This window comes from Pseudomonas sp. BCA17 (genome assembly GCF_004519405.1).
Lineage (GTDB): Bacteria > Pseudomonadota > Gammaproteobacteria > Pseudomonadales > Pseudomonadaceae > Aquipseudomonas.
In genome coordinates this window covers 157,699-183,957 of record NZ_SGWI01000004.1, presented here as the reverse complement: position 1 = coordinate 183,957, position 26,259 = coordinate 157,699, and the positions used below count along the sequence as shown (strand labels likewise).

At 59.7% G+C, this 26,259-nt stretch carries 27 protein-coding genes; 12 read left to right on the top strand and 15 right to left on the bottom strand.

The annotated features are described in order from the left end of the window. The first annotated feature begins 37 nt into the window (after window positions 1-37). Window positions 38-694, top strand: a complete 657-nt coding sequence (locus EXW71_RS16950; protein WP_134659844.1) for a thiopurine S-methyltransferase — start codon at window positions 38-40, stop codon at window positions 692-694. 55 nt (window positions 695-749) lie between these two features. Here EXW71_RS16950 and htpX read toward each other — a convergent pair whose 3' ends face one another. Together htpX and EXW71_RS16940 are read right to left on the bottom strand one after the other, a co-directional pair. Continuing rightward, a complete protein-coding gene (htpX, locus tag EXW71_RS16945) occupies window positions 750-1,637 on the bottom strand; it encodes a protease HtpX (protein ID WP_060753271.1) in 888 nt (295 codons plus the stop codon). Between the two features lie 304 nt (window positions 1,638-1,941). Further along, window positions 1,942-3,153 carry a pyridoxal phosphate-dependent aminotransferase gene (locus tag EXW71_RS16940; protein WP_025857865.1) on the bottom strand — a complete coding sequence of 404 codons (1,212 nt, stop codon included), beginning with the start codon at window positions 3,151-3,153 and terminating at the stop codon, window positions 1,942-1,944. Window positions 3,154-3,355: 202 nt separating this feature from the next. On the opposite strand from EXW71_RS16940, the gene msrB reads away from it, so the two are divergent. The 3 genes from msrB to EXW71_RS16925 all read left to right on the top strand — a co-directional run bounded on the left by msrB (window position 3,356) and on the right by EXW71_RS16925 (window position 4,823). After that, complete coding sequence (gene msrB / locus EXW71_RS16935) at window positions 3,356-3,748, top strand: peptide-methionine (R)-S-oxide reductase MsrB (protein ID WP_123715975.1); 393 nt, start codon at window positions 3,356-3,358, stop codon at window positions 3,746-3,748. A 128-nt stretch (window positions 3,749-3,876) separates the two neighbouring features. Further along, a complete protein-coding gene (locus EXW71_RS16930; protein ID WP_134659846.1) occupies window positions 3,877-4,362 on the top strand; it encodes a glutathione peroxidase in 486 nt (161 codons plus the stop codon). Beyond that, complete coding sequence (locus tag EXW71_RS16925) at window positions 4,359-4,823, top strand: MarR family winged helix-turn-helix transcriptional regulator (protein ID WP_134659848.1); 465 nt, start codon at window positions 4,359-4,361, stop codon at window positions 4,821-4,823. The genes EXW71_RS16930 and EXW71_RS16925 overlap by 4 nt, the downstream gene beginning before the upstream one ends. On the opposite strand, the gene EXW71_RS16920 is transcribed toward EXW71_RS16925, so the two are convergent. Next, window positions 4,804-7,113: a response regulator gene (locus tag EXW71_RS16920; RefSeq protein ID WP_134660025.1), complete on the bottom strand. Its 2,310-nt coding sequence runs from the start codon at window positions 7,111-7,113 to the stop codon at window positions 4,804-4,806. The genes EXW71_RS16925 and EXW71_RS16920 overlap by 20 nt on opposite strands. 163 nt (window positions 7,114-7,276) lie before the next feature. On the opposite strand from EXW71_RS16920, the gene EXW71_RS16915 reads away from it, so the two are divergent. Then, window positions 7,277-8,167 carry an ATP-binding protein gene (locus tag EXW71_RS16915; protein ID WP_134659850.1) on the top strand — a complete coding sequence of 297 codons (891 nt, stop codon included), beginning with the start codon at window positions 7,277-7,279 and terminating at the stop codon, window positions 8,165-8,167. After that, window positions 8,164-8,646, top strand: coding sequence for a GAF domain-containing protein (locus EXW71_RS16910; RefSeq protein WP_134659852.1), 483 nt, complete (start codon window positions 8,164-8,166; stop codon window positions 8,644-8,646). The genes EXW71_RS16915 and EXW71_RS16910 overlap by 4 nt, the downstream gene beginning before the upstream one ends. A 177-nt stretch (window positions 8,647-8,823) precedes the next feature. Here the strand turns inward: EXW71_RS16910 and EXW71_RS16900 are convergent, their stop codons facing one another. The 7 genes from EXW71_RS16900 to EXW71_RS16870 all read right to left on the bottom strand — a co-directional run bounded on the left by EXW71_RS16900 (window position 8,824) and on the right by EXW71_RS16870 (window position 16,467). Continuing rightward, complete coding sequence (locus EXW71_RS16900) at window positions 8,824-12,459, bottom strand: transporter substrate-binding domain-containing protein (RefSeq protein WP_134659856.1); 3,636 nt, start codon at window positions 12,457-12,459, stop codon at window positions 8,824-8,826. Between the two features lie 8 nt (window positions 12,460-12,467). After that, window positions 12,468-13,094 carry a response regulator transcription factor gene (locus EXW71_RS16895; protein ID WP_123715980.1) on the bottom strand — a complete coding sequence of 209 codons (627 nt, stop codon included), beginning with the start codon at window positions 13,092-13,094 and terminating at the stop codon, window positions 12,468-12,470. Window positions 13,095-13,348: 254 nt separating this feature from the next. After that, on the bottom strand, window positions 13,349-13,732 hold the full coding sequence (locus tag EXW71_RS16890) for a response regulator (protein ID WP_134659858.1): 384 nt from the start codon (window positions 13,730-13,732) through the stop codon (window positions 13,349-13,351). A gap of 166 nt (window positions 13,733-13,898) precedes the next feature. Continuing rightward, the gene (locus tag EXW71_RS16885) at window positions 13,899-15,230 is read right to left on the bottom strand and encodes a deoxyguanosinetriphosphate triphosphohydrolase (RefSeq protein ID WP_134659860.1); all 1,332 of its coding nucleotides are present in this window, start codon (window positions 15,228-15,230) and stop codon (window positions 13,899-13,901) included. Window positions 15,231-15,425: 195 nt separating this feature from the next. Beyond that, a complete protein-coding gene (locus EXW71_RS16880) occupies window positions 15,426-15,767 on the bottom strand; it encodes a hypothetical protein (RefSeq protein ID WP_134659862.1) in 342 nt (113 codons plus the stop codon). Beyond that, window positions 15,764-16,150, bottom strand: a complete 387-nt coding sequence (locus EXW71_RS16875) for a phage holin family protein (protein ID WP_123715984.1) — start codon at window positions 16,148-16,150, stop codon at window positions 15,764-15,766. Before EXW71_RS16875 ends, EXW71_RS16880 begins: the two co-directional genes overlap by 4 nt. A gap of 2 nt (window positions 16,151-16,152) precedes the next feature. Continuing rightward, window positions 16,153-16,467 (bottom strand): YqjD family protein, encoded by a 315-nt coding sequence (locus EXW71_RS16870; RefSeq protein ID WP_123715985.1) that lies wholly within the window; start codon window positions 16,465-16,467, stop codon window positions 16,153-16,155. A gap of 345 nt (window positions 16,468-16,812) precedes the next feature. On the opposite strand from EXW71_RS16870, the gene EXW71_RS16865 reads away from it, so the two are divergent. Next, window positions 16,813-18,021 carry an ammonium transporter gene (locus tag EXW71_RS16865; protein WP_123715986.1) on the top strand — a complete coding sequence of 403 codons (1,209 nt, stop codon included), beginning with the start codon at window positions 16,813-16,815 and terminating at the stop codon, window positions 18,019-18,021. On the opposite strand, the gene EXW71_RS16860 is transcribed toward EXW71_RS16865, so the two are convergent. Then, entirely contained in the window at window positions 18,008-19,726 is a 1,719-nt protein-coding gene (locus EXW71_RS16860; protein WP_134659864.1) for a monovalent cation:proton antiporter-2 (CPA2) family protein, read from the bottom strand. The genes EXW71_RS16865 and EXW71_RS16860 overlap by 14 nt on opposite strands. A 157-nt stretch (window positions 19,727-19,883) precedes the next feature. On the opposite strand from EXW71_RS16860, the gene EXW71_RS16855 reads away from it, so the two are divergent. The 3 genes from EXW71_RS16855 to EXW71_RS16845 all read left to right on the top strand — a co-directional run bounded on the left by EXW71_RS16855 (window position 19,884) and on the right by EXW71_RS16845 (window position 21,493). Next, window positions 19,884-20,120: a glutaredoxin family protein gene (locus tag EXW71_RS16855; protein WP_134659866.1), complete on the top strand. Its 237-nt coding sequence runs from the start codon at window positions 19,884-19,886 to the stop codon at window positions 20,118-20,120. A gap of 74 nt (window positions 20,121-20,194) precedes the next feature. After that, entirely contained in the window at window positions 20,195-20,530 is a 336-nt protein-coding gene (locus EXW71_RS16850; protein WP_032889084.1) for a hypothetical protein, read from the top strand. Between the two features lie 72 nt (window positions 20,531-20,602). Then, window positions 20,603-21,493, top strand: coding sequence for a pseudouridine synthase (locus EXW71_RS16845; protein WP_134659869.1), 891 nt, complete (start codon window positions 20,603-20,605; stop codon window positions 21,491-21,493). Between the two features lie 56 nt (window positions 21,494-21,549). On the opposite strand, the gene EXW71_RS16840 is transcribed toward EXW71_RS16845, so the two are convergent. Both EXW71_RS16840 and mobA read right to left on the bottom strand, forming a co-directional pair. Beyond that, entirely contained in the window at window positions 21,550-21,771 is a 222-nt protein-coding gene (locus EXW71_RS16840; RefSeq protein ID WP_123716000.1) for a YgdI/YgdR family lipoprotein, read from the bottom strand. A 79-nt stretch (window positions 21,772-21,850) separates the two neighbouring features. After that, window positions 21,851-22,453, bottom strand: a complete 603-nt coding sequence (gene mobA / locus EXW71_RS16835) for a molybdenum cofactor guanylyltransferase MobA (RefSeq protein WP_134659871.1) — start codon at window positions 22,451-22,453, stop codon at window positions 21,851-21,853. A gap of 76 nt (window positions 22,454-22,529) precedes the next feature. Between mobA and moaB the strand changes: the two genes are divergently transcribed. Together moaB and glp are read left to right on the top strand one after the other, a co-directional pair. Further along, on the top strand, window positions 22,530-23,069 hold the full coding sequence (gene moaB, locus EXW71_RS16830; protein WP_123716001.1) for a molybdenum cofactor biosynthesis protein B: 540 nt from the start codon (window positions 22,530-22,532) through the stop codon (window positions 23,067-23,069). Beyond that, window positions 23,053-24,279, top strand: a complete 1,227-nt coding sequence (gene glp, locus EXW71_RS16825; protein WP_134659873.1) for a gephyrin-like molybdotransferase Glp — start codon at window positions 23,053-23,055, stop codon at window positions 24,277-24,279. Before moaB ends, glp begins: the two co-directional genes overlap by 17 nt. A gap of 68 nt (window positions 24,280-24,347) precedes the next feature. Here the strand turns inward: glp and EXW71_RS16820 are convergent, their stop codons facing one another. After that, a complete protein-coding gene (locus EXW71_RS16820; protein ID WP_123716003.1) occupies window positions 24,348-24,677 on the bottom strand; it encodes an EscU/YscU/HrcU family type III secretion system export apparatus switch protein in 330 nt (109 codons plus the stop codon). Further along, window positions 24,674-26,251 (bottom strand): flagellar hook-length control protein FliK, encoded by a 1,578-nt coding sequence (locus tag EXW71_RS16815; RefSeq protein ID WP_134659875.1) that lies wholly within the window; start codon window positions 26,249-26,251, stop codon window positions 24,674-24,676. Before EXW71_RS16815 ends, EXW71_RS16820 begins: the two co-directional genes overlap by 4 nt. Window positions 26,252-26,259 lie beyond the last annotated feature (8 nt).

The window sequence follows — 26,259 nt, the reverse complement described above, 5'->3', positions numbered from 1 at the left end:
GTTTTAGCCCCTTTTAATCGAATTTTCAGGGTGATCCATGGAACCCAAGTTTTGGCGGGAGCGCTGGGCGCACAATCAGATCGGCTTTCACTCGCCGCAGGTCAACGCTTATCTGCAACGGCACTGGCCACTATTGGGCCTCGCTGAAGGCTCCAAGGTGCTGGTGCCGCTGTGTGGCAAGAGCCTGGACGTGATGTGGTTGGCGAGCCAAGGGTTGCGGGTGCTGGGGGTGGAGCTGTCGGAGCAGGCGGTTGAGGCGTTTTTCAGCGAGCAGAACCTGACCCCGCGCATCAGCGCGCAGGGTGTGTTCAAGGTGTATCAAGCGGATTCGATCGAGATCTGGTGTGGCGATTTTTTTGCCTTGGGCGCCGAGCCGCTGGCTGATTGCACTGCGCTGTATGATCGTGCCGCACTGATCGCGTTGCCGCCGTTGATGCGTGCGCAGTACGCCGAGCATCTGAACACCTTGCTGCGCCCTGGTTGCCAGGGACTGTTGATCACCCTCGATTACGATCAACTGCAAAAGGCCGGGCCGCCGTTTGCGGTGCCGGATGAGGAGGTGCGGGAGCTGTTGGGTGAGCAATGGACGCTGGAGGTGCTGGAAGAGCAGGACATCCTGGGTGAGAGCTGGAAGTTTGTGCAGGATGGCGTGACTCGCCTTGAGGAACGCGCCTATCGGTTATCCAAGGTATAAACCGCGGCCACGAAAAAGGGGCGATACAATCGCCCCTTTTTTACGTTACTGGCAATCAGCCGCGACGGCGCAATGCGTCGATACGCTCTTCCAGTGGCGGGTGGCTCATGAACAGGCGAGCCATGCCCTGTTTGATGCCCCCGTTGATGCCGAATGCGGTCAGGCTGTCCGGCATGTGTACCGGCAGGCCCTGTTCGGAGCGCAGGTGTTGCAGCGCTGCGATCATTGCCCCGGTGCCGGCCAGGCGGGCGCCGGCTTCGTCTGCACGGAATTCCCGTTTGCGCGAGAACCACATTGTGATTGCGCTGGCCAGGAAGCCCAGTACCAGTTCAGCAAAGATGGTCGCCACGTAATAGGCGATGCCACGGCCTTCTTCGTTCTTGAAGATCACCTTGTCGACAAAGTTGCCGATGATTCGCGCAAAGAACATCACGAAGGTGTTCACCACCCCTTGCACCAATGCCAGTGTGACCATGTCACCGTTGGCCACGTGGCCGATCTCGTGGGCCAGCACCGCTTTCACTTCGTCGTACGAGAAGCGTTCCAGCATGCCCTGGCTCACCGCAACGAGCGCGTCGTTCTTGTTCCAGCCGGTGGCGAAGGCATTGGCCTCGTAAGCCGGGAAAATCCCCACCTCGGGCATCTTGATGCCGGCGTCACGGGACAGTTGCTCCACGGTCTGCAGCAACCATTGCTCATGCCGGGTACGTGGCTGGGTGATGACCTGGGTGCTGGTGCTCATCTTCGCCATCCACTTGGAGATGAACAGCGAGAACAGCGAGCCGGCGAAACCAAAGACCGCACAGAAAACCAGCAGCTGATTGAGGTTCAGGTCAACCCCGTTGGCCGCCATGAACCCGTTGAAGCCGAAAAGGCTCAGGGTGATGCTGGCAATCAGCACGACCGCCAGGTTAGTGGCCAAGAACAGCAGGATGCGCATCATGGTTGTAGAGTTCTCCTCATGCTTAATATGTCGCGTACTGCGGGGTATATAAGGTGCGGGATGGGGTGATTCAACCGAGGGACTATTTCAAACTGTGTCCTACAGCCTGAATGTAGAGCCCTGAAAGGATTTTCCGACCCGCCAAGCTTGCCCTCATCACCGCAATTCTGCCCTGCCGCCCCGTAATTATAGGGACTTGCCGACTCCTTGGGAGCAGTCCCGGGGAGGGCGGAGGGGAAGGGCAAAGAAGTGTTGCCAGATACTCGCTGTACGACCGAATGAGGGTCGCACAGCGATAGAACCGTTACTGGCGATAGGACTTGAGGAAGTTGCCGATGCGACCAATGGCCATGTCCAGGTCATCCACGCGCGGCAAGGTCACCACGCGGAAGTGATCAGGCCATGGCCAGTTGAACGCGGTGCCCTGGACCACCAGCAGCTTTTCCGACAGCAACAGGTCGAGCACGAACTTCTCGTCGTTGAGGATCGGGCACACTTTCGGGTCGATCCGCGGGAAGGCGTACAGCGCTCCCATGGGCTTTACGCAACTGACGCCAGGAATCGCGTTGAGCAACTCCCAGGTGCGGTTGCGTTGCTCCAGCAGGCGGCCTTGGGGCAACACCAGGTCATTGATGCTCTGATACCCACCGAGGGCTGTCTGGATCGCATGCTGGCTCGGCACATTGGCGCATAGACGCATGTTGGCCAGCATGTCGATGCCTTCGATGTAGCTCTGTGCGTTGTGCTTGGGGCCGGAGATGGCGATCCAGCCGGAACGGAAACCGGCTACGCGGTAGGACTTGGACAGACCGTTGAAGGTCAGGCACAGCAGGTCCGGCGCCAGCGAGGCGGTGCACACGTGCACGGCGTCGTCATAGAGGATCTTGTCGTAGATCTCGTCGGAGAACACCACCAGGTTATGTTGGCGTGCCAGCTCAAGCATGCCCAGCAGCACCTCCCTGGAGTACACAGCGCCCGTAGGGTTGTTCGGGTTGATGATTACCAGGGCCTTGGTGTTCGGGGTGATCTTGGCCTTGATATCGGCCAGGTCCGGGAACCAGTCGGCGCCTTCGTCACACAGATAGTGCACTGGGTGGCCGCCGGCCAGGGTCACGGCGGCGGTCCACAGCGGGTAATCCGGCGCCGGCACCAGCACTTCGTCGCCATTGTTGAGCAGGGCCTGCATGGACATCACGATCAGCTCGGACACCCCGTTGCCCAGGTAGATGTCTTCGATGCCGACCCCTTCGACCTGCTTCTGCTGGTAGTACTGCATCACCGCTTTACGTGCGCTGAACAGACCCTTGGAGTCGCTGTAGCCCTGGGCGGTCGGCAGGTTGCGGATCACATCCTGGAGAATTTCGTCCGGCGCTTCGAAACCAAAGGGCGCCGGGTTGCCAATGTTCAGCTTGAGGATGCGATGGCCTTCCTCTTCCAGGCGTTTGGCGTGCTTGAGCACTGGGCCGCGAATGTCGTAGCAGACGTTGGCGAGCTTGTTCGATTTGCTGACCTGCATGGCGATGTGATCCTGAAAATGAACGATCCAGACGGCGTGGACACTACCGTACTGTGAATCCAGCGAGGCCCGCACCCATAAATACGTTTGAATGCCGGTAGCGTGGGTGCCAGACTGGCGTTTTGAAGAGGCGCAATCATACGTGCCGCCTGATCCATGGAAAAGACACAGATCAGGGTTTTTCAGTTGCCGAGGTGTACCGATGGAAAAGTTGCAGAAAACCGTTGATGAATGGAAGGCGATGCTCGATCCAGAGCAGTACAACGTGTGCCGTCTCAAGGGCACCGAGCGACCTTTCAGCGGCAAATACAATGGCACCAAGACTGACGGCGTATACCACTGCATCTGCTGCAATGAGCCGCTGTTCGACTCCACCACGAAATTCGATTCGGGCTGCGGCTGGCCGAGCTTCTACGCGCCGATTGCCGACAGCGCGATGATCGAGATCCGCGACGTCAGCCACGGCATGATCCGTACCGAAGTCACCTGCGCCAAATGTGATGCCCATCTGGGCCATGTGTTCCCGGACGGCCCACCCCCGACTGGCCTGCGTTACTGCATCAACTCGGTGTGCCTGGATCTGGTGCCGCGCTGACGTCTGAACCGCCCTCGCGAATCTCGCGAGGGCGGCCTATGAAGAGGTATCAATACGGTCAATTAAATTGCACGCAATTTAATTGACCGCTATGTTTTAACTCTCTCCATTTGAATCGAGGCATAGCCATGAGCGACAACCTGCTGAGCATCCCTTGCACCACCATCAAGGGCGAGCAGAAGACCTTGGCCGATTTTGCCGGCAAGGCCATCCTGGTGGTCAATACCGCCAGCAAATGTGGTTTCACACCGCAGTACAAAGGGTTGGAGCAACTCTGGCAGCAGTACAAAGACCTGGGGCTGGTGGTGCTGGGTTTTCCCTGCAACCAGTTCGGCAAGCAGGAGCCGGGCAACGAAGGGGCAATATCCGAGTTTTGCGAGTTGAACTTCGGCGTGAGTTTCCCGCTGTTCAAGAAGATCGACGTCAATGGCAGCGATGCTCACCCTTTGTTTGTTCAACTGAAAAAACAGGCGCCTGGCCTGCTCGGTTCCAAGGGCATCAAGTGGAACTTCACCAAGTTCCTCATCGGTCGCAACGGTCAGGTGGTCAAGCGTTTTGCCCCGACCACCAAGCCTGAGGACCTGACCCAAGAGATCGAAGCGTTGCTCAAATGAGCGATTTGCCTGCCGTGTCCCTGGCCCTGGACAACCAGTTATGTTTCAAACTCTACGCCGCCTCACGGGCGGTTACCCGAGCCTATAAGCCGATGCTGGAGCAGTTGGGCCTGACCTATCCGCAATACGTGGTAATGCTGGTGTTGTGGGAATGGCACGACGCTGCACCGGCGCAACCTACGGTCAAGGCTCTGGGTGAACGACTGATGCTGGATTCGGGCACGCTGACGCCGTTGCTCAAGCGGCTTGAGCAGCTTGCACTGGTGAGGCGTCAGCGCAGCGCCAAGGATGAGCGGGAAGTGCACCTGAGGCTGAGTGAAGCCGGTGTGCAATTGCGTGACCAGACCCAGAGCTTGAAAACCCGTTTACTGTGCGACAGTGGCATTGACCTGAATCAGGCCGATGCCCTGCGCGATGGGCTGGACCAGTTGCTGGCGCAGCTCAAAGGGGCGACGTCTTAGGCACCCACAGGTCCAGCAATGCGTTGAGTTCTTCACGGCGAAACGGCTTGGCCAGATAGTCGTTCATCCCCGCTGCCCGGCAACGCTCGCGCTCTTCGGACATTGCATTGGCGGTCAAGGCGACGATGGGCAAGTCCGGCCAACGCCCGCTGCGACGAATCTGCCGACTCGCCTCGTAGCCGTCCATCACCGGCATGTTGCAGTCCATCAGCACCATGTCGAAGCCCTGATCTTCAAGAAGCTTGAGTGCTTCGCCACCATGGGCGGCGACGATGACCTTGCACCCCATTTTGCTGAGCATGCCCTTGGCCACCAGTTGATTGACCGGATTGTCTTCCACCAGCAGGATGCGCGCCCGGTGAGCAAGAGGGGCGGCTTCCACCTGGACCGGGGCCTGGATCAAGGGCGTGCCGCAATGCAGGTTACGTTGCAGGATCTGGTACAACGCGTTGCGGCTCAACGGGCGTGCCTGTTGCTGCAACGGCGCAAGGGCGGCCACTTCCTCACTGGGCATGAAGTTGCCATAGGCAGTCACCACCAGAATCGGCGAACTGATCGTCGGGCGCAGGCGGAACAGGCACTCGGGGCAGTCCGTGATCAGCAGGTCCGGGGTTTGGCCGCTCATATCATCGTCCTGGGAATAGCAGCGCGGTGTCAGTCCCCAGTGGGGTAGCAGCGTGGTGAGCAGTTCGGTCAGGCCGCTGCCCGCGTTGGTGATGGCAATGACTTCGCCCGTGAGCGGGGCATGGCGTGTGGCCGGCAAATGTGTGGGTAACGGAAGATCGGCACAGAACTGGCTGCCAAACCCAACCTCCGAGCTGATAGTCAGGCGTCCCTTCATCGCTTCGCACAGGTTGTAGGTCAATGCCAGGCCCAGCCCGGTGCCGCCGAACTGACGGGTGATGCCGGCGCCCGCCTGAGTGAACGGCTGGAAGATCTTCACCTGTGCTTCCTGGGCAATGCCGATGCCGGTGTCGCACACTTCAATGCTTACCCGGTCTGCTTGGGCGCGCAGGCGTACGTCGACCCGGCCGAAGCGCGTGAACTTCAACGCGTTAGAGAGCAGGTTGCTGACGATTTGGCGTACGCGAGTCGGGTCGCCAATGACCTGGGCGGGGAATTGAGGGTCGATCAGGCAGGTCAGCTCGACACTTGGAGCGGCGTTCTGCGACAGCAAGTTAGCGGTGTCTTCCACCAGTGAGCCGAGGTCGAACGGGATGTGCTCCAGCTCCAACTGGCCTGCGTCGAACTTGGACAGGTCGAGGATATCGTTGAGCAGTTCCACCAGCACTTTGCCCGAATCATGGGCGATGGACAGTTGCTGGCGCTGCTCGGCGTTCAACGGGCTGTCCAGGGACAGGGCGATCATCCCCAGCAGGCCGTTCAGCGGTGTGCGGATTTCGTGGCTCATATTGGCCAGGAAGGCCGCTCGTGCCTGGGCCATGCCCAGGGCGGTCATTTTTGCGGCTTCCAGTTCATCGTTGGATTGGCTCAAGCGTTGGTTGCTGGCTTTGAGTTCAAGGGTCCGCGCAGAGACGATATCTTCCAGTTGTCCGAGGTATTCAGTGAGACGGTCTTCAGCGTGACGGCGCTGCTGGATTTCGGTCTGCATGTTTTCGAACTGCTGGTTGGCGACATTCACCAGTACGCCGATTTCGTCGTTTTCGTGCCCGGGCGGGCATTCCAGGTGGGTCTGCTTACTGGTGCTCAAGGCGCGAATAATGCGTACCAGCGGCTGGGTCAACATGACATAGAACAACGCCAGCAGTATGCCGGTCAGCAGCAGGCTACGGGCAAAGCCGTTGAGCAGGGTGATCTCGGCGCGGTGCAGGAAACGGCTACCAAAGGCGTAGGTGTCTACGTCCAGTCGCAGCACCCCAAGCGAGTCATTGGGCATATGGCTCAGGAACAACCGGTCTTCGAACTGACGACTGGCGCCAAACAGAAAATCACTGAGCGGCCTGTAGCTGCTTTCCCTGGGCGGGCGGCCCACGTCTGCCAGCACCACACCGTTGTTGTCGATCAACTGCGCGTGGGTGATGGCAGGGGAGTGCAACAGACCCAGGGTCAGCTCCTGGGCGAGCTCGGCATCGATGTTGTAGGCGATACGTGAGGCGGGGTTATGGCTGATTTCGATCAGCGAACGTATTTCACGGTTGATGGATGCGTCTTCGCTGGCATAATCAATACCGATTTGGATCAGGCTGAGCAGGGTTCCCAAGACGAAACCGACCAGCACAGTCAATCTGGCTTGTTTATAAGACAAGCGGTGGGCGAACTTGATATCCATCGAGTGTTGAACCACTTCACGTTTCCCTTCGCCCGGCAAGCATAGCTGAACATCCACAGGCTCTGGCTTACCCGGCATAAATCGTTTTTTACGCAGACTCGTGCGGTCGCCCGCAGGGTTGCCAATACGCCATCTTTTGCAAGAACTTGCCAGAGGAAAAATTGTGGATTCTCGATTGAATGCCTTTCTTGAACGGGCCGATGCGGTGCTCGCGCGCCTGGAGCCCTTGTTGCCCGCGCCACGCCAAGCGATCGACTGGAACCAATGCCTGGCCGCCCGCTGGCAGCGTGAGGGCCGTACAGGCTTCCTGTTGCCGCTGGACGTCAGCCTGGACATGCGCCTGTCCGATCTGATCGGTGTTGACAGGCAACGTGAGCAATTGGCCCGCAACACCCAACAATTTATCGAAGGCCTGCCCGCCAACCATGCGTTGCTGTGGGGCTCGCGCGGCACCGGCAAATCGTCCATGGTGCGCGCGTTGCTGGCCCACCACGCCAAGGCGGGTTTGCGCCTGATCGAGATCGAGCGCGATCACCTGGCCGACCTGCCGCGTGTGGTCGAGCAACTGCTCAAGCTGCCGCAACGTTTCATCCTGTTCTGTGACGACCTGTCGTTCGAAGCCGGTGAAGGTGATTACCGTGTGCTCAAAAGCGTACTCGACGGCTCATTGGAGCAGGCGCCGGAAAACGTGTTGCTGTACGCCACCTCCAACCGCCGCCATCTGGTGCCGGAAAACCAGAGCGATAACGACAACTGGAAGCGCGTAGACGGCGAGCTGCACCCGAGCGAGGCCGTTGAGGACAAGATCGCCTTGTCTGACCGTTTTGGCTTGTGGCTGTCGTTTTACCCGTTTACACAGGAGCACTTCCTGGATGTGGTGGAGCACTGGATCGGTGAGCTGGCCAGTAAAGCCGGTTTGCAGTGGCAGCGCGATGAAGCGCTCGATATCCTCGCCGTACGCTGGGCTACCGGACGCGGCAACCGCAATGGCCGGTGTGCCTATCAATTTGCCCGTTACTGGGTAGGTCTCAAATTGCTGGAACGTCAACCATGATCGATTTACAACAGGCAGGTATCGGCCTTGATGGCTACGCCATGCTCTGCGCGCAACTGGAGTCGCTGTTGGCCGATGAGCGTGATTTCATCGCCAACAGTGCGCAGTTTTCCGCGTTCCTGTTCAACCAGCTGGATGATCTGAACTGGGCGGGTTTCTACCTCAATCGTAATGAAGAGCTGGTGCTGGGGCCCTTCCAGGGGCAGATCGCCTGTGTGCGAATTCCGTTCGGTCGTGGTGTGTGTGGTGCGGCTGCGGCTTCACGGCAAACCCAGCGGGTGGAGGATGTGCACGCGTTCCCTGGGCACATTGCGTGCGACAGCGCTTCCAACAGCGAGTTGGTGGTGCCTCTGGTCAAGAACAACCGGTTGATTGGCGTACTCGACCTCGACAGCCCGTCGCTGGCCCGTTTTACGCCTCAGGACCAGGTTGGGATTGAACAGTTGGCGGCGATTTTCCTGCGCTTGACTGATTGCTGAACAAACGAGGCGGGGGCGAACCCCCATGCCAGGTCAAGGCTTTTTTGTAGAGGCGAGCTAGCTCGCGAAAACTCATACGCGCCGCGTTCATCCAGGACACCCGCGTTATCGTTGACGTTTTTCGCGAGCAAGCTCGCTCCTGCAGATGGCGACTTACGCTTGACTGAACCCTGCCTCTTATTGGCGATCCAGGTCATGAAGTTGCGTTTGCAACATCCTTTCCAGCTCCAGCATCAGTTTTTCCAGGGCTTTGATACCGGCTTCGATCACGGGGCGATCTTCGCTCCGCGAGCAGGCTTGCTCGAGGGCTTCGCATTGCCCCGCCAGTGCATGGGCTTGAACGATACGGGCGGCTCCTTTGATTTTGTGGGCTTGCTCGATGATGTCCTGGCGCGGGGCTTGTCGAGTCAGCAGGCCCATGAGTTCGTGGCGGTCGTGCTGACTGCTGTTCAACAGCTCCTCCAGCAGGCGTCGACTTAATTGCGGGTCGCCGCCGGTCAGGGCCTCCAGGCATTCCAGGTTCAAACACGGGCCTGCAGGTTGAGGGGCGATGTGCGCCAGTTGCCGCTCCAACACCGTGAGGCTGATGGGTTTGAACAGGCAGTCGTTCATACCCGCCTGCACGCATCGTTGTCGTTCCTCCGGTTGAGCATTGGCGGTAAAGCCCAATACCACGCAGGGCGGCAGTTGTTCACGCTGTTCGTACTCGCGGATCGAGCGGCTCAACTCGTAGCCATTCATGATGGGCATGTTGCAGTCGGCGATCACCAGATCGAAATGTTCCTGGCGCCACGCCTGGAAACCGGCCGCACCGTGTTCGGCGGCGGTGAACTGGTGGCCCAGATAACCCAGTTGCTGGCACATCAGCAAGCGATTGGCCGGGTGGTCATCCACCACCAGCACGTTGAGTACCGGAGTAGGGGCGGCCGCCACCGGCGTTATTTCACCGACCTGGTTCTGCCTGTGCAGGCGCGGCATCTTCAGGCTGACATGCACCTGGGTGCCGACCATGGGCACGCTGCTGAGGCTTAACTGACCGCCCATCATTGCGCACAGGCTGCGACAGATCACCAACCCCAGCCCCGCGCCGCTCCTGGCCAGATGCCCCGAGTTGTCCGCTTGGGCGAACGGTTCGAACAAGCGTAACTGGTCGTCCCTGCTGATACCGATGCCGGTGTCCTCCACCACCAGTTTGAGCTCGACCTGTTCCGGTGCTTGAGCAGGCAGCACTTCCACTTTGATCTTCACCTGCCCGCGTTCGGTGAACTTGATCGCGTTGCTCACCAGGTTGGACAGCACTTGCTTGAAGCGCAGCGGGTCAATCTGGACCTCGATGTCAGTCAGGTCGGGTTTGAACTCCAGCAACAGGCTGAGGGTTTTCTGGCGTGCAAGCCCGTCGAAGACGCGTACCACGGACTCAATCACGTCCCGCAGGTTGACGCGTTCCGGGGCGAGGCTGAGACGGCCGGACTCAATGCGTGCGATGTCCAGAATATCGCCGATCAGTTCCAGCAGGTCCTTGGCCGAGTTGTACGCCACTTCGATGGCCGGTCGATCCAGATGCCCTTGGTCAGCGCGCTTGAGTGTCAGTTCGAGCATACCGATCACGGCGTTCATCGGCGTGCGGATCTCATGGCTCATGGTGGCAAGGAACGTGCTCTTGGCGCGGTTGGCTTCGTCGGCGCGCTCCTTGGCCGCGCGCAGTTCATCAAACAGTTGGCGCCGTTCACTGATGTCGATCCAGCCACCGATGATGCCTTGGACTTCGCCGGTGGAGTCGCGGTAAGGCAGGATCCAGTGGTAGATGGTCAGTTTCTTGTCGTGGATATGCAGCGTGCGATCCAGAATCAGCGGGTTACCTTCGGCGACTACTCGCTGATAGTCGGCGTGATACTGCGCCGCCTCCGATTCAAGGGCCATGCTCATCTGGATCGCGCTCTTGCCGATGACGTCTTCACGCTTGACGTCGAACACCTGGAGGTAACTGTCGTTGCAGGTCTGCAACAGGCCCTTGCGATCACGTACGTAGATCGGGTGCGGGGTTTCATTGACCAATGCACGCATGAACTCGAACTGGTCGTTGAGGGCGCGCTCGGCCATTTTCCGATGCTTGATCTGGCGGCGCATGTAGGCGTTCCAGGTCAAGGAGATCAACAGCAACAACCCGGTGCCGATAACGATCCGGGCGATCAGTTGATGGTAGTTGCGCCAATAGCTGTCGGACGCAGCGGTGTAGCCACGCCAGCGGCTGTTGATCACGCCCATTTCGTCCGGGGCGATACTGAGCAGCGCTTTGTCGAGGATTGAACTCAGTTCGGTGGCGTGGCGTGATGTGGCCAAGGCGAATGTGGCCGGAACCGTGCCTATTGTGCTGCTGATCTGCAGTTTGTCCTGGAAGACCTGCGAGGAGAGGAAATAGTTGGCGATCACCAGCGAATTCACGGCGCCGTCCACATGGCCTTGTGCGAGCAGTTCCGATGCTTTGAAGGTGTCGCTGGTTTCCACCAGGTGGACCTGTGGGAAGTCCTTGCTCAAGGTGCTGGCCAGCGGGTTGCCCTGGGTTATGGCCAGGCGTTTTCCAGCCATCTGCTCAAGGCTCAAGGGCGCCCCCGGCTCCTTGCGTGTCAGCAGTACGTAGGAGTTTTCCAGATAGGGGCGGCTGAAGTTGAGCTGTGTTTCCCTTTCGTTGCTGGGCACGATGGCGCCGATCATATCCACTTTGCCGCTGGTGACTTGCTCGATCATGTTGTTGACTTCGCGCCCGCTCTGGATCACGAAACGCAGGCCGGTGCGCAAGCGAATCAACTCCAGGAGGTCGGCGGTAATGCCGCGGAAGTTGCCGTCCGCATCGAAGAAAGTCAGCGGCGCAAAGGTTTCGTTCACCACGACCTTCACCACGGGATGCTGTTTCAGCCAGCGTTCCTCGCGTTGGGTCAGTTGCAGTTTCTTGTCGGTCAGCAGGATGTCGCTACCGGCACTCCAGCGCTTGGCGATGCTGTCCCGTTCGTTGGTGGGCACGGCTGCCAGTACCGAGTCGATAATGCTCAAGAGGATGTGCTGGTCCTGGCGCAGTGCAAAGCTGAAACCGAAGGCCTCATGTTTGCCGAAGTTAGCCATGTGGATATTCTTGAGATAGCCCTTGTTGATCATGTAATGGGTGGAAATGGTGTCGCCCAGAAACACATCCGCCTGGTCGAAGGCCACCGCATTCAAGGCATTTTGATACGAGGGATAGGCGCGAATGACCGCGTTGGGGTACAGCTTTTCCACTTCGCTCAGGGGCAGGTAATGATAGACGAGGCTCAGGCGCAGTCCCGCCAGGCCATCGTTGAGACTGCGGGTTTCACCCTCGCGAGTGACCAGCACAGGCTGGTCCACGGCATACGGCGCGGACAGGATGAGTTTAGGGTTTGCGGCCTCAAAGCCGTTCGAGGAACCCAGCAGATCAATGTCACCCGCTTCCAAGGCTTGGATGGAGGCCTTGCGGGAAGCGTAGCGCACGACCTTGACCGGCAAGGAGAGAGCCTTGGACAGCAGCCCGGCGTAATCAGCGGTGAGGCCTTCATAATCATGGCCGCTGGAAGTGAGGTCGAAAGGGGGGTAGTCAGGTGCGGAAGTGCCCAGCACCAGCTCTCGCTTGTTCTGCAGCCACTGGCGCTGTGCTCTGTCCAGTTGAATGTCGAGTTGAACGGTTCCTGCACGACTTAATAAAGTGAAATGTTCCGGCTCGGGTTGGTATTGTGCGAACACGGCAGTGCTGAAGCACAAACCGGCACTTATTACAATCAGATAGTCCTTTATACGACTGGGCATCCGCTTTCTCACACTAGCGCGTTTCGTTTTGCCATCTCGATGAGTTCTACCAAGGATTTGGCTTTGAGCTTCTGCATGAGCCTCTTTTTATAAGTGCTGACTGTTTTATTGCTCAAGAACATGCCTTTGGCTATTTCTTTATTAGTTCGCCCTTGGGCAAAAAGTTGTAAGACCATCAACTCTCGATCGTTGACTGTTTTGAATAATTCCAACTCCTGCGTGTCCACGCCTTCGCTGCCGTTGCCATTCAATGCCTGGCTGGGGAAATAGTTGTAACCGGACAGTACCGCACGGATCGCACTCAGCAGCTCGCTGAGGTCACCTTCCTTGCAGACATAGCCTTCAGCACCCGAGCGCATGCAGCGTGTTGCAAACAAGGTAGGGCACTGGGCCGTGAGCACCAGCGTTTTCATCGAAGTATTCATTGCGTTGAAACGGCAAAGTACTTCGAGACCATCAAGTTTCGGGATGCTGATATCGAGAATAACCAGATCCGGGAGACACTCGCGGACCATTTGTATGGCATCGCAACCATTGTCTGTTTCGCCAACTACTTTGTAACCTTCATGTTCAAGTAGCATTCTAATGGCCAGTCGTATAACAGGATGGTCGTCAATAATAAAAACCGTATTCATAATCACGCTCCGCGCCGATGCAAATAAAGCGGGCACATTAGCTCAGAAGACGGGTGAGGAGGATCAATGCCCACGGCGTAGATATAAAACAAGAAAGATCCTACATAAAAAAAGGCATGCGCCTACCAGCTATAGGGTGATTGTGAATGGGAGGACGGGAGTTTTGCAGGCGAATTCAATGAATGAAGGTAGCAGGGAGTTTACGGTGCACTTAGCGTCGTTTTTCATCAGCTGATATGTTTAACGTCCTACATTTATCGATTTAATAGTCTTTCAAGTTCATCTTTGTTCAATGGCTTGGACAGATACCCTAATACGGGCAGGCCTCGCTGCGCAGCTTGTGTGGCCAGGTTACTCAACTCGGTGGCAGGTAACCCACTGAGCAGAATCGCACTGCTGATAAAACGGCCACGGCTGGCTATTTCTATCAATTCGAGCCCGGGTAAGTCAGGCAGGCACTGGTCGCAGAGCATCAGGTCGAAGGGTAATTCGGATTGGGTCATCGTCCGGATGGCTTGTTCGGCATTTTCCACCGGCATCAGTTGACTGAAACCGAAGCTTTTGAGCAGGCATTGGGTGGCCAGGAGTTGAAAGGGATGATCTTCCACCACAAGAATACGAAGAGAGTGTCTGGGCATAGGGAGCACGCAGTGAGTCAAGCATCGATGGGGTGTAGGAATTGTTTGCCAGGCCCGCGAGGAACGCGCGTGATTATTCTTCGGGTGCCTGTACGAATTCGATCAGGCCGCTCTGTTCCCTTCGTAGGGTAATTCTCTTCAGGGAACAGGCTGCTGGATTCGACGCTTATTGAGGGCTGGAACGGCCAGTCATCTCGCGTGCCATCTCGGTGGCGTAACTGTCAGTCATGCCGGCGATGAAGTCGATCATGCGCAGAAACGAGGCATGCAATGACCAGGCAGGGTCCGGTGCACTATTGCCCAGCAAGTCGAGGATGCGGCGGTTCTTGAACGACGGCGTGCGCCCGCCATGTTGTTCCAGGGCTGCACCGCAAAACGCGTTCAACAGGATTTCCAGGGTGGTGTAGGCCCCGATTTCATGCAAGGTCTTGCGCTTGTCCTGGAAAATTTTCTTGCGCGCCATGTCTTTGGCATCCAGTACGCAACGCTTGGCAGGCCCATGCATGTGCTCGACCAGATCGCCAGGCAGGGTGCCAGCCAGCAGGGCGTCCTGCTGTTCGACAAACGCGCGTGCCGCAGCGTTGGTCAGGTGCTCGATCGCCTTGCCGCGCAAGATAGCCAGTTTGCGGCGGCGGGAGTCCAGCGGGCCCAACTGTCGATAGGTCTGTGGCAGGTCGTCGCCCACAAGGTCGAGCAGCAGCGATTCGACCTCGGCATACTCCAGCAGGTCCATCTCCAGCCCGTCTTCCAGGTCGATCAGCGCGTAGCAGATATCGTCCGCGGCTTCCATCAGGTAAACCAGTGGGTGACGCGCCCAGCGTTGCTCTTCCAGTTGTGGCAGCCCGAGTTTGTGGGCGATCTGCTCAAGAATCGGCAGCTCGCTCTGGTAACAGCCGAACTTGTGTTTCTTGTAGCCCAGCGAGTCGGCGTGACGGGCGGTCCAGGGGTATTTCAGGTAGGTGCCCAAGGTGGCGTAGGTCAGCCGCGTGCCACCGTCGAACTGGTGGTATTCCAGCTGGGTCAGTACCCGAAAGCCCTGGGCATTGCCTTCGAAATTGAGGAAGTCATTGCGTTCGGCACTGGTCATGTCGTCCAGCCAGCCACGGCCCGCCGCCTGCTGAAACCAGTGGCGAATGGCATCTTCGCCGGAATGCCCGAAAGGCGGGTTGCCGATGTCATGGGCCAGGCAAGCCGATTGCACCACCATGCCCAGGTCACTCGGGTCGCACCAGTCGGGCAGGGCGTTGCGCAGGGTCTCGCCTACGCGCATGCCAAGGGAGCGGCCAACGCAACTGACTTCCAGTGAATGGGTCAGGCGCGTGTGGATATGGTCGTTGCTCGATACCGGATGCACTTGGGTCTTGCGGCCCAGGCGCCGGAATGCACCTGAGAAGATAATGCGGTCGTGATCTTTATGAAACGGGCTACGGCCCAGTTCTTCCGGGCTGTGCAGGGGTTTACCAAGGCGTTCGCGAGTCAGCAGGGTGGGCCAATCCAAGGCGGGTGCTCTCCGTTCGGTGAAGGATCTGCCCAGCTTCCGGGTTCGGCGTGGCCTGGGCAAGCGAAAATCTACAAGCAGGCGAGTCGTTGCTCATCGATCACAAGCCTGCTCAAACGCGGGGGCGAAAAAAGGCCCGGCCCTCTTCTGATGAGGCCCGGGCCGATACTGTCTATAACAGACAGCCGGTGCGGTTCAGCCTCTACGCGAGGCGCCTTGCATGGCCAGTTTGATCAGCGGGATCAACCCGGCACCCAATCGCACCAGGCGCGTCACGCTGCTGATACTGCCGCCCTTGGCGCCTTTGCCGGTAAAAAAGCCGAGCAGCGTCACCGCTGCAACGCCCCATAGCGGCGCGTGCTTGATCCCCAGGCTGTCTTGCCAGTTATGGCGCATGTCGCGCATTTTGTGCAGGGGCGCCATCAGTTGCTGGGACTCGTGGCGGATCTCCTGGCGATGCATTTCCATGCGCAGGCGGATCAGCGCCTTGCGCATTTCCCGGCGTGAGCTGGATGGCGGGATTTCAGTCAGGCTCATGGCAGCAGGCGCTCCCGGTCATTGGCCAACTCTTCCAGGGTGGCGTGGAAAGGTGTGGATTCATCGAAAACCGCCGCTTTCAAGCGCAACCCGCAGAACGCGGCGGCCAGGATGTAAAACACGCAGAGGCTGATGATCCCGGTGAGACGGTAGGTGTCCCACACCAGAATCATCAGCAGCGCCGACAGCCCCACCAGTAACAGCAAGGCAAACACCAGCGCGAGGCCGGCAAACAACAGCAAGCTGACGGTGCGCGACTTCTGTTCCTGCAGTTCGATGCCAAACAACTCGACGTGGCTGTGCAGCAAGCCTAGAACGGCCGCGCCCAGGCGTCGCGAGGTTGAACTGGCGCCCTTGGACGACTCGGTTTCGCCGATAGACATGGTTAGCGCCTTGTGGCCAGCAGGCCAATCAGAAAGCCCACGCCAGCGGCAATACCGACTGACTGCCAAGGGTTGGCCTGCACGTAATCCTCGGTGGCAGCGACCGCCGCCTGCCCGCGTTCACGCAGGGATTCCTCAGTCAGTTGCAGGGTTTCACGGGCTTTGAGCAGGCTCTCGTGGATCTTGCTGCGTAGCTCATCGGCCTGGTCGCCGGCCAGCACCGCAGTGTCGTCCAGCAACTTCTCGGTGTCGGCAACCAGGGTTTGAAAATCTTCCATCAGTATTTCTTGAGCAGTCTTTGCCGTTTTTCTGGCCATGGTTATCTCCGTGAGTGGCTGATCGGTACGTACGGTTTCGAGTCACCGGCTTCGGTGAAGGTTCAGTGCAATTGTCTGGTACAGCTTTTGCTTTTCCTTGGTGCGCAGCCCCAAGAGGCTGCGCTGAATCCGGGCGCTCGGGCCTCAAGCCCGCAAAAACCTTACCCTAAAAACTGAAACTCGCGGAAAAACCCTTTCGGTAACGGCCTGTTGTGTTGATCGCTGCACTAAAGCGGTTCACGTCCCCTGGAGAGGGGCGGGGCTGGTGGTGCTAATTTAGTGCGTGAAACCTGGGCTTGAACCGCTTTGGTGCTTTTTGCCTTTGATGCAGGCCTGCCAACGCTCATGGAAAATTTGCAAAGTGCGGTGGACACCTTGGTCCACAGCTCCAACACCCTGTTCATTCTGATCGGTGCGGTCATGGTACTGGCCATGCACGCCGGCTTTGCGTTTCTGGAAGTCGGCACTGTGCGACAGAAAAACCAGGTGAATGCCTTGTCGAAGATCCTCAGCGACTTCGCCATTTCCACCCTGGCCTATTTCTTTATAGGCTATTGGATTTCTTATGGCGTGAGCTTCATGCAACCGGCGGCGGTGATCAGCGCCGATCACGGCTACGGCCTGGTGAAGTTCTTCTTTCTGCTGACGTTCGCGGCAGCGATCCCGGCCATTATTTCCGGCGGTATTGCCGAGCGCGCGAAGTTCGCCCCCCAGCTGTGCGCCACCGCCTTGATCGTAGCGTTTATTTACCCGTTTTTCGAAGGCATGGTGTGGAACGGCAATTTCGGCTTGCAAGCCTGGCTGCTCGCAGCCTTTGGTGCCGGCTTCCATGATTTCGCCGGTTCCGTGGTGGTGCACGCCATGGGCGGTTGGTTGGCATTGGCGGCGGTCTTGCTGCTGGGGCCGCGTAATGGCCGATACAGGGAGGGGCGATTGGTGGCGTTCGCGCCGTCGAGCATTCCGTTTCTTGCATTGGGCTCGTGGATTCTGATCGTCGGCTGGTTCGGCTTTAACGTGATGAGTGCGCAAACCCTCAGCGGCGTCAGCGGCCTCGTCGCCGTCAACTCGCTGATGGCGATGGTCGGTGGGACGGTCGCGGCGCTGATCATTGGTCGTAATGACCCGGGCTTCCTGCATAACGGCCCGCTGGCCGGTCTTGTGGCGATCTGCGCCGGTTCTGACCTGATGCACCCGGTGGGCGCGTTGGTCACCGGCGCTGTCGCGGGCGGGCTGTTTGTGTGGTTCTTCATTGCGTCTCAGGATCGCTGGAAGATCGACGACGTGCTGGGCGTATGGCCGCTGCATGGCCTGTGTGGCGTCTGGGGCGGTATCGCCTGCGGCATCTTCGGCCAGTCGGCCCTCGGCGGCCTGGGCGGTGTCAGTCTGATCAGTCAACTGATCGGTACAGGCCTTGGCGTAGCGGTGGCGCTGGTCGGCGGCCTGCTGGTCTATGGCCTGATCAAGCGCGTGCACGGGCTGCGCCTGAGCCAGGAAGATGAGTATTACGGCGCCGACCTGTCGATCCACAAAATCGGCGCAGTCAGTCAGGACTGACAGGCGGCTCTGCCTGCGAGTAGAACCCGTGCAGCAGGCGATAGCGGTTATGTCGCACTTCATCCACCCGCGCCTGTACGTGTTGGTCCGGCAGGCCCAACAGGATCAAGGCGTGGGAGGCGAGCATCAGGCTCGACTCCAGCAGTTCGGGCACCACTTCGCTGGCGCCTGCAGCTTTCAGTTCGGCCAGTTGGCTGTCATCGCGGGTACGCACCAGGATCGGCACGTCAGGGTTGATCCGTCGCGCTTCCCTGAGCACCACCAGGGCTACGTCCGTATTGTCCACAGCGATCACCACCAATCGCGCCCGTTCCAGCCCGACAGCACTCAGCAAGGCGCCTCGGCGACAGTCACCGTAGTGCACGCTGCTGTCTTCAGTGGCTGCTTCCTGTACCCGTTCCGGATCGTCATCCAGTGCGATGAACGCCTGCTGTTCGCGGCGCAGAAAACGCCCGATGGATTGCCCGACCCGGCCATATCCGCAAATCACCGCATGACTGCGTAACTGGGCGTTGAGCGCGGCGATTTCCTCCAGTTGCACTTGCAGATTGGGTTTGCGGTGCAGGCGCTGGGCGATCGCCGGTGCGGCGCGCAGCAACAGCGGGGTGAGCAGCATCGAGCAGAATGTGGCGGCGAGCAGCAGGCCATTGAGTTCATCGGGAATCAACCGGCTTTGTTGCATCTGCGCCATCAGTGCAAAACAGAATTCGCCACCCTGGGCCAGGGCCAGGCCACTGCGCCAGGCGGTTTCGCTGTCGCTGCCCCGCCACTTTACCAATGCCGCCACCACGCAACCTTTGACCAGCATCAGGGCGAGGGTCAGGCCGAAAATCCACAGGCTGTGGCTGACGAAGAGTTGCAGGTCGATAAGCATGCCGATACTGACAAAAAACAAGCCCAGCAAAATGTCGCGAAACGGTCGGATATCCGCTTCGATCTGATGCCGGTAATGGCTTTCCCCCAGCAGCATGCCGGCCAGGAACGCGCCGAGGGCGGGGGAGAGTCCGAGCAGGTGCGTCAGCCAGGCGGTCAGCAGCACGATCACCAGCGCCAGCAACACAAACAGCTCCGCCGAATGGGACGCGGCCACTTCATGGAATAACCGCGGTAATAGCCAGCGGCTGGCGCACAACAGGCCGACGAACAGCACCACGGTTTTGCCCAGTGTCAGTGGCAGTGCCCAGTACCAGGCTTGGGTGCTGCTGCCGGCAAACACCGGCACCAACGTCAACAGCAATACGGCCACCACATCCTGAAACAGCAGCACGCCAATCGCATTCTGGCCATGGCTGCTGAAGATTTCCCCGAGGCTGCCCAGCTCCTTGCTGACGATAGCGGTAGAAGACAACGCCAACCCGGCACCCAATAGCAGTGCGACACCGGGCGCCAGGCCCAAGCCCATCAGCACACCCCCCAGTAGTACGCCACACCCCAGTACCTGCAGGCTGCCCAGGCCAAATACCACTCGACGCAGAGCGAGCATTTTGCTCAGGGAGAACTCCAGGCCCAGGGAGAACAATAGGAACACCACGCCGAGTTCGGCGAGGTCCGGCAGCTCTTCGCTGTCATTTACCCAGTCCAGCGCGGTGGGGCCGACGGCCAGCCCGACGCACAGATAACCCAGCACGGGCGGCAATTGCAGACGGCGAAACAACGCAATCACCACCAGGGATGAGGCCAGAATGATCAGCAGGTTGGCAAACACGGAAAGCTTCCTTGCAGGCTGGGCGGGCAAAAAGCCGCGAGAGTCGCTGAATCAGTTATAGGCCATGGTGACCTGGGTCAGGTTTTTTGCGGGAGTGGGCTTCATGCAGTCACCGGGCTTAGAATGGTTGCCTGTTTTTTGAACGGGTCCATTCATCATGCCTCCTGAATGCCAGTTATTCGGCACGCTGGGTTGCCACCTTTGTGAGCTTGCCGAAGCCGAAATCATGCCGCTCGTCGAACGGGGGTTGCTGGTGGAGCTGGTGGATATCGCCGACCCCGACGACCTGACCGAAGCTTATGGCCTGCGGATTCCGGTGCTTCGCCGGGTAGACACCGGGGCTGAGCTGGATTGGCCGTTCGACACGGAACAGGTAGTGGCATTCTTGCTCTAGCCTTTATGCGATGGCGGGTTTCCAAATATTGCGTTACTGTATGTTTGTACAGCGATTGAATAGAGGGAACGCCCGTGGTGAATGTTGAACAACTGAAAAGCAGCGTCAATCGCATGTCCGCCGATGTCGTGCGCGATGCGGTGAACGAGCTGCGCCTCGACGGCCTGGTCACGGAAGGCAAGACGCCATTTAACAAAGTGCATTTCAACACCTGCTTTGCGGAGATCGAGGCGTTGTTCCAGCGTGCCGGTTATCACAAGCAATTGGATGTGGTGGGTTATCAGGGCTTGCTGTACGCGCTTTACGATCCCGGCCGCTGGGAAGCGGTAGATGTGCTGCGCTGGCTCAAGGAGTTCACCGAGGCCGCGAGTGCTTCGCCCATCCTGCGTACGCAATTGGCCAAGGCTTGAGATCGGCCCTAGGCTCGATACCGCTCCTTGCGGGATAATGCCGGTCTGTTTTTCCAGGTTTAGAGCCTCTTCATGACCACTTCCGGTTTTTCCGCGTCCCAGCATCAGGCCAGCACGTTGTATCTACCCCCGGGTCCTTGGGCGACGGTGCTGGATTGCCTGTGCGAACACTTTCCGGCCATCGGCCGTGAGCAGTGGCTGGACCGTATCGCGCGGGGGCGGGTGCTCGATCTCCATGGCCACCCGATCAGCCTGGGCCTGGCTTACAAGGAGGGCCTGTGCATCTACTACTTCCGGGAAGTGCCCAATGAGAAGGTGATTGCGGTACAGGAAACCGTCCTGTATGCCGATGAGCACCTGGTGGTGGCTGACAAACCCCATTTCCTGCCGGTGACGCCAGCCGGTGAGTACGTCGAACAAACCCTGCTGCGTCGCCTGATTCGCCGCCTGGACAACCCTTCGCTGGTGCCCCTGCATCGTATCGACCGCCACACGGCGGGGCTGGTGTTGTTCTCGGCCAACCCGCAAAGCCGTTCGGCCTACCAACAACTGTTTCCCACGCGGCGCATCGACAAATTCTACGAAGCCATCGCCCCGGCGCTGCCCCACCTGGCTTTTCCTCTGGTGCATAAAAGCCGCCTGGTGGATGGCGAACCGTTCTTCCGCATGCAGGAAGGGCCGGGCGCGAGCAACACCGAAACAGCCGTGGAGGTGCGCGAAAAACACGGCGATTTGTGGCGCTACGGGCTGTTCCCCGTGACCGGTAAAAAGCACCAGTTACGCGTGCACATGACCGCGCTCGGCGCCAGTATCTGCAATGACCCGTTCTATCCCGATGTGATCAAGGATGCCGAGGACGACTACGCCAACCCGCTGAAGCTGCTGGCCCAGGGCGTACGTTTTATTGACCCGGTCACGGGGGAGCCGCGTGATTTTCGCAGCCGGATCAGCCTCGACTGGTAACCCGCAGAAACGACAAGGCCCGCACGAGGCGGGCCTTGGGCAGCAAGCGTAAAGACTTACAGGTCTTTAACGGTGCGCACCTGATCCTTGTTGATACGGGTTTCCTTGCCATCAAGCTGTTTGAACTCGTAGAAGCCCGAAGCTTTGTCGAAAGTCGGGGTGTCGACGGCCTGGATTTCGCGACCGTCATTCAGGGTGATCACTGTTGGCGAGGCGCAACCAGCGAGGGTAGCGAGGCCCAGTGCAAGCATGAGAGCGGCGATGGTCCGTTGAGTCATGAGATTGTCTCCGAGAGAGTACTTTTTGAATTACTGAACCTGTGACGCACACGGCGTCGCCAAGTTCCTTGTTCGCCGATCATTCTGACACGCTAGTTCCAGGGTGCAACAGCTGCGGCGTATTAAGGTTGGCCAGGCGTGGATCATTGTCCGGGCATCCCAGGGCGATGCCACCCAGTTGCAGCAAGATATTGCGCGGGCTGCGTTCGCCGGCGTCCCAGGCGTATTCCACCTGGTTTTTGAGGGCGGTGGGGATGATGCAGAGCAAGGGTTCCCAGAACTCGCCCTGTCGTACCATGACCGGCACCCTGGGGTTGCTGCGCGATGTCTCCCACAGGTCGGCGAGCAATCGTGCGTCGATGTTCGGCACATCACACGGCAGTACCAGCAGGTGCTGATGGCGTGCGGCGACCAGGCCCGCACGGATGCCGGCGAGCGGGCCGGGGAAGTCTGCGCTGTCGTCGCTCACCAGTTGGTCCGCATAGGGGGCGTACAGATCATGATTGCGGTTGCATGAGATGATCAGGTCATCCGTCAGCGGCCGAGTCAGGCGTTGCAAGTGCGCGATCAGCGGCGCGCCACGCCAATGCAGCAGGCCCTTATCCTGGCCGCCCATGCGTTGGCCACGGCCACCGGCCAACAGCAGGATCGAACAGGGCAGGGGCGAATAATCAACGGGCATGGCGGTTTCGCTGCGGCAGGTAAATAAGGCCCTGTGATATAACATCGGGCTGTTCCTTCGACAACCGGACCGAGCCATGAAAGCCAAGGCTGATGCGCCTTTCGTACCCCTGAACATCGCTGTATTGACCGTCAGCGACACCCGCACCCTGGACACCGACACCTCGGGTCAGGTTTTCGTTGATCGCCTGACCGCTGCCGGCCACTTCCTGGCCGAGCGCGTGTTGCTCAAGGACGACCTGTACAAAATCCGCGCCCAGGTGGCCCACTGGATCGCCGAGGACGTGGTGCAGGTGGTGTTGATCACCGGTGGCACCGGCTTCACCGGCCGTGACAGTACGCCCGAAGCGGTGAGTTGCCTGCTGGACAAGCAGGTCGACGGTTTCGGCGAGCTGTTCCGCCAGATATCCGTGGCGGATATCGGCACCTCCACCGTGCAATCCCGCGCCTTGGCCGGCCTGGCCAACGGCACGCTGGTGTGCTGCCTGCCGGGCTCCACCAATGCCGTGCGCACGGGCTGGGACGGCATCCTCGCCGAGCAGTTGGACAACCGTCACCGCCCGTGCAATTTCGTGCCTCATTTAAAGCAGGCCCAGCCCTGTGAATCCCGTGGATAAGCCCGGCAAGACCGGTGCCCTGATGCCGGTGGAAGAAGCTCTGCAGCGACTGCTGGCCATGGCCGAAGCCACGCCGATCCGCGAGACGGAAATGTTGCCCCTGGCTGCAGCCGACGGGCGCGTACTGGCGCAAGACCTGATCTCCACCCTCGACCTGCCGCCATGGCCCAACAGTGCCATGGACGGTTATGCCCTGCGTCTGTCGGATTGGACGGGTGAACCGTTAGCCGTCAGCCAACGTATTTTCGCTGGCCAGGCGCCACAGCCACTCGCGGCCGGAACCTGTGCGCGCATCTTCACCGGAGCTCCGGTTCCTGAAGGCGCGGACTGCGTGGAAATGCAGGAAAACGCTGTGGTCCACGCCGATGAACGCGTGAGCTTTACCGAGTCTCTGCACGCCGACCAGAACATCCGCCCTCAGGGCCAGGAAACCACCGTCGGCGAGTTGGTGCTCCCTGCCGGTACACGCCTGGGCCCGATCGAGCTGGGCCTGGCGGCTTCCCTTGGCCGTGATCGACTGGAGGTGATCCGCCGCCCGCGTGTAGCCGTGTTGTCCACCGGCGACGAACTGATCGAACCCGGCTTGCCGCTCGGTCCGGGCCAGATCTACAACAGCAACCGTCGCGTGTTGTGTGCCTGGCTTGCGCGCATGGGCTGCGAAGTCATCGACGCAGGCATCCTGCCGGATGACCTGGAGCAGACCCGTTCCCGACTGGCAGGCTTGAGCGCGGTTGATCTGATTCTGTCCACGGGCGGTGTGTCGGTGGGCGAAGCGGACTTCCTCGGGGTCGCCCTGCGCGAAGAGGGCGAACTGGCGCTGTGGAAGCTGGCGATCAAGCCGGGCAAACCGCTGACCGTCGGCCATTTCCGTGGCGTGCCGGTGATCGGCCTGCCCGGTAATCCGGCCTCGACCCTGGTGACGTTTGCGCTCTTGGCGCGACCGTACATCCTGCGGCGTCAAGGCGTGGCCGATGTGGAGCCGCTGCGTTTCGAAGTGCCGGTGGGGTTCGAGTGGCCCAAGCCGGGCAACCGCCGCGAGTACCTGCGCGGGCGTATCGAACAGGGCAAGGCGATCATCTACCGCAACCAGAGCTCCGGCGTGCTGCGCAGCGCGGCGTGGGCAGAAGGGTTTGTAGAGGTAGTGGAAGGCACGACGCTTAAAGCGGGGGATCGCGTTAATTTCATCCCGCTGAGCGAAGTCCTCAACTGAACACAAATCCCCCTGTGGGAGTGGGCTTGCCCGCTCCCACATCTGGATCTACGCATGTCAGTTAAAACTCAGTAATCGTCGCCACGCTCCGTTACATCCCGTTCCACTGGCGCCGCATCCGGATCGAACCCTGCCGGGAACTTGCCTTTCAACGACCAGGCAAACGCAATGATTTCCGCCACCGTGCGGTAAAGCTCCTCAGGAATACTGTCGCCCAACTCCATGCGCGCCAGCAGCTTCACCAACTCGGCGTTTTCATAGATCGGGACTTCATTGTCCTGCGCCAACTTCAGGATCGCTTCAGCCAGCGCATCATCGCCTTTGGCAGTCAGGGTCGGTGCCTGCTGGCCGTCGTACTTGAGGGCAATCGCCTGGCGGGGCGGATGAGTGTTTTTCATGCGGTTTCATCCACCCAGCGCTGTTCCAACCCGGTTCGCGGCCCGCGCGGCGGGGTACCGACGTGGCAATCCAGATCACCGACATTCAGACCTGAGGTCACCAAACGCTCGCGCAGGCTGCCCAAATGGCTTTCGATCAAGCTGGCGGTGAATGGCCGGGCCGCCCACAGTTGGCTGGACAGTTTGCCCTGGCTCAGTTGGGCCTGGACCTGCAACGGCCCCAGCGGCTCCATGTCGAACGCCAACTCGACGCGCCAGAGCATCTGCCTGGGGTCTTTTTTCTCTTTGCGTTCGGGCTGCTCCTTGTCCGGCGCAGGCTCTTCACGCTGGAACTTGACCTGCAACGGTACGATGTCCTGCAGGGTGCGCAGGGGGATTTCCAACTGCCAGGTGGTTTGCAGACGGCCGTCGGCGGTGAGGCCGGTTTGTTCCAGGCTCGACAGCTGGTGGCTTTGCAACCGAGAGATCGCTGCGGCAGCCAGGCGCAGCAGGTTTTCCAGGTCGCCTTCGCCTTCCAGGCGCTGCATCAGCCGATCCGGTAACGGAAAACCGGCGGGTGCTTGCCGGGCACTGATCTGGCCAAGGGTGCTCAGTGGATTGCGCACGAAGTTCGGTAGCACTTGGGCCAGCGTGTTGGCGGCAAGGATGGCCTTCAGGTTGGTTGAGGTGGGCAGGGCCGGCAACAAATCGGCGACCAGGCGCAGCAGCGCGCCTTTCATGTCCAGCGGCGGTATCTGCGGGTTTTGCCCGGCCAGTAACCTGGCTTCAAGAAAGGCGCCGCTGTTCTGTACCAGTTGCGCCAGCACCTTGGGGTTACTGGCTTGTGCCAGGTCGGGCAGGGCGGCGAGCAATCGGTCGGCGGCGGCGCGCAGGTCGGCGGAGGTGCTGTCGCTGGCGGGCAGGTTTTGCAGCGCGGTGAAGAGCACATCCAGCGAGCCCTGGCGGCTTTGCTGGGTCGAGAGTTGCTGCGCGACGGCCAACTGATCCTTGAGCCCGCTCAAGGGTACGAAGTTCAGGGTTTGCGCATTCTGCACCACGGCGCTGAGCAAGCTGCCGACCCGCAGCGGCTGTGGGCTCTCCACCGTGAGGGTGGCGCCTGCCAGGGCATTGTTGAGCACGCTCACCAGCGAGCGATAGATCGCTGGCTGCGTGGTGCCCTGAGGCAGCATCTGGGTGGTCAGCACCTTGGCTTGCAGCAGCGTGCCCTCGGGCATTTGCGTGGTATCGATGCGGGTAAGGGCCGCGACGTTGGCGCTTATGGCTTGCTGCAAGGAGAGGGTCAGGTTGCCCGTTGGTGTCTGGCTCACCACCACGTTGCTGCCCAATGGCAAAGGTTGGGCACTGCTGGCTTGCACCAAGGTCTGGCGACCGCCATCCAGGGTCAGTTTGAGCAACAGCTGAAAAGTGTCGCCGCCTTGTTTAAGCGCGAGCACTTCGGCGTTCGCGGTCTTGCCAGGGTCGATCAGCCCCGTCTGCGGCTCCAGCAGTTTGAGCAACTCACCGGTCGCAGGCAGTGGGGCAGGTGCGGGCGCCGGGGTTGGAGGCAGAGGAGGAAGGTTGATCTCACCGGTCATCGTACGCG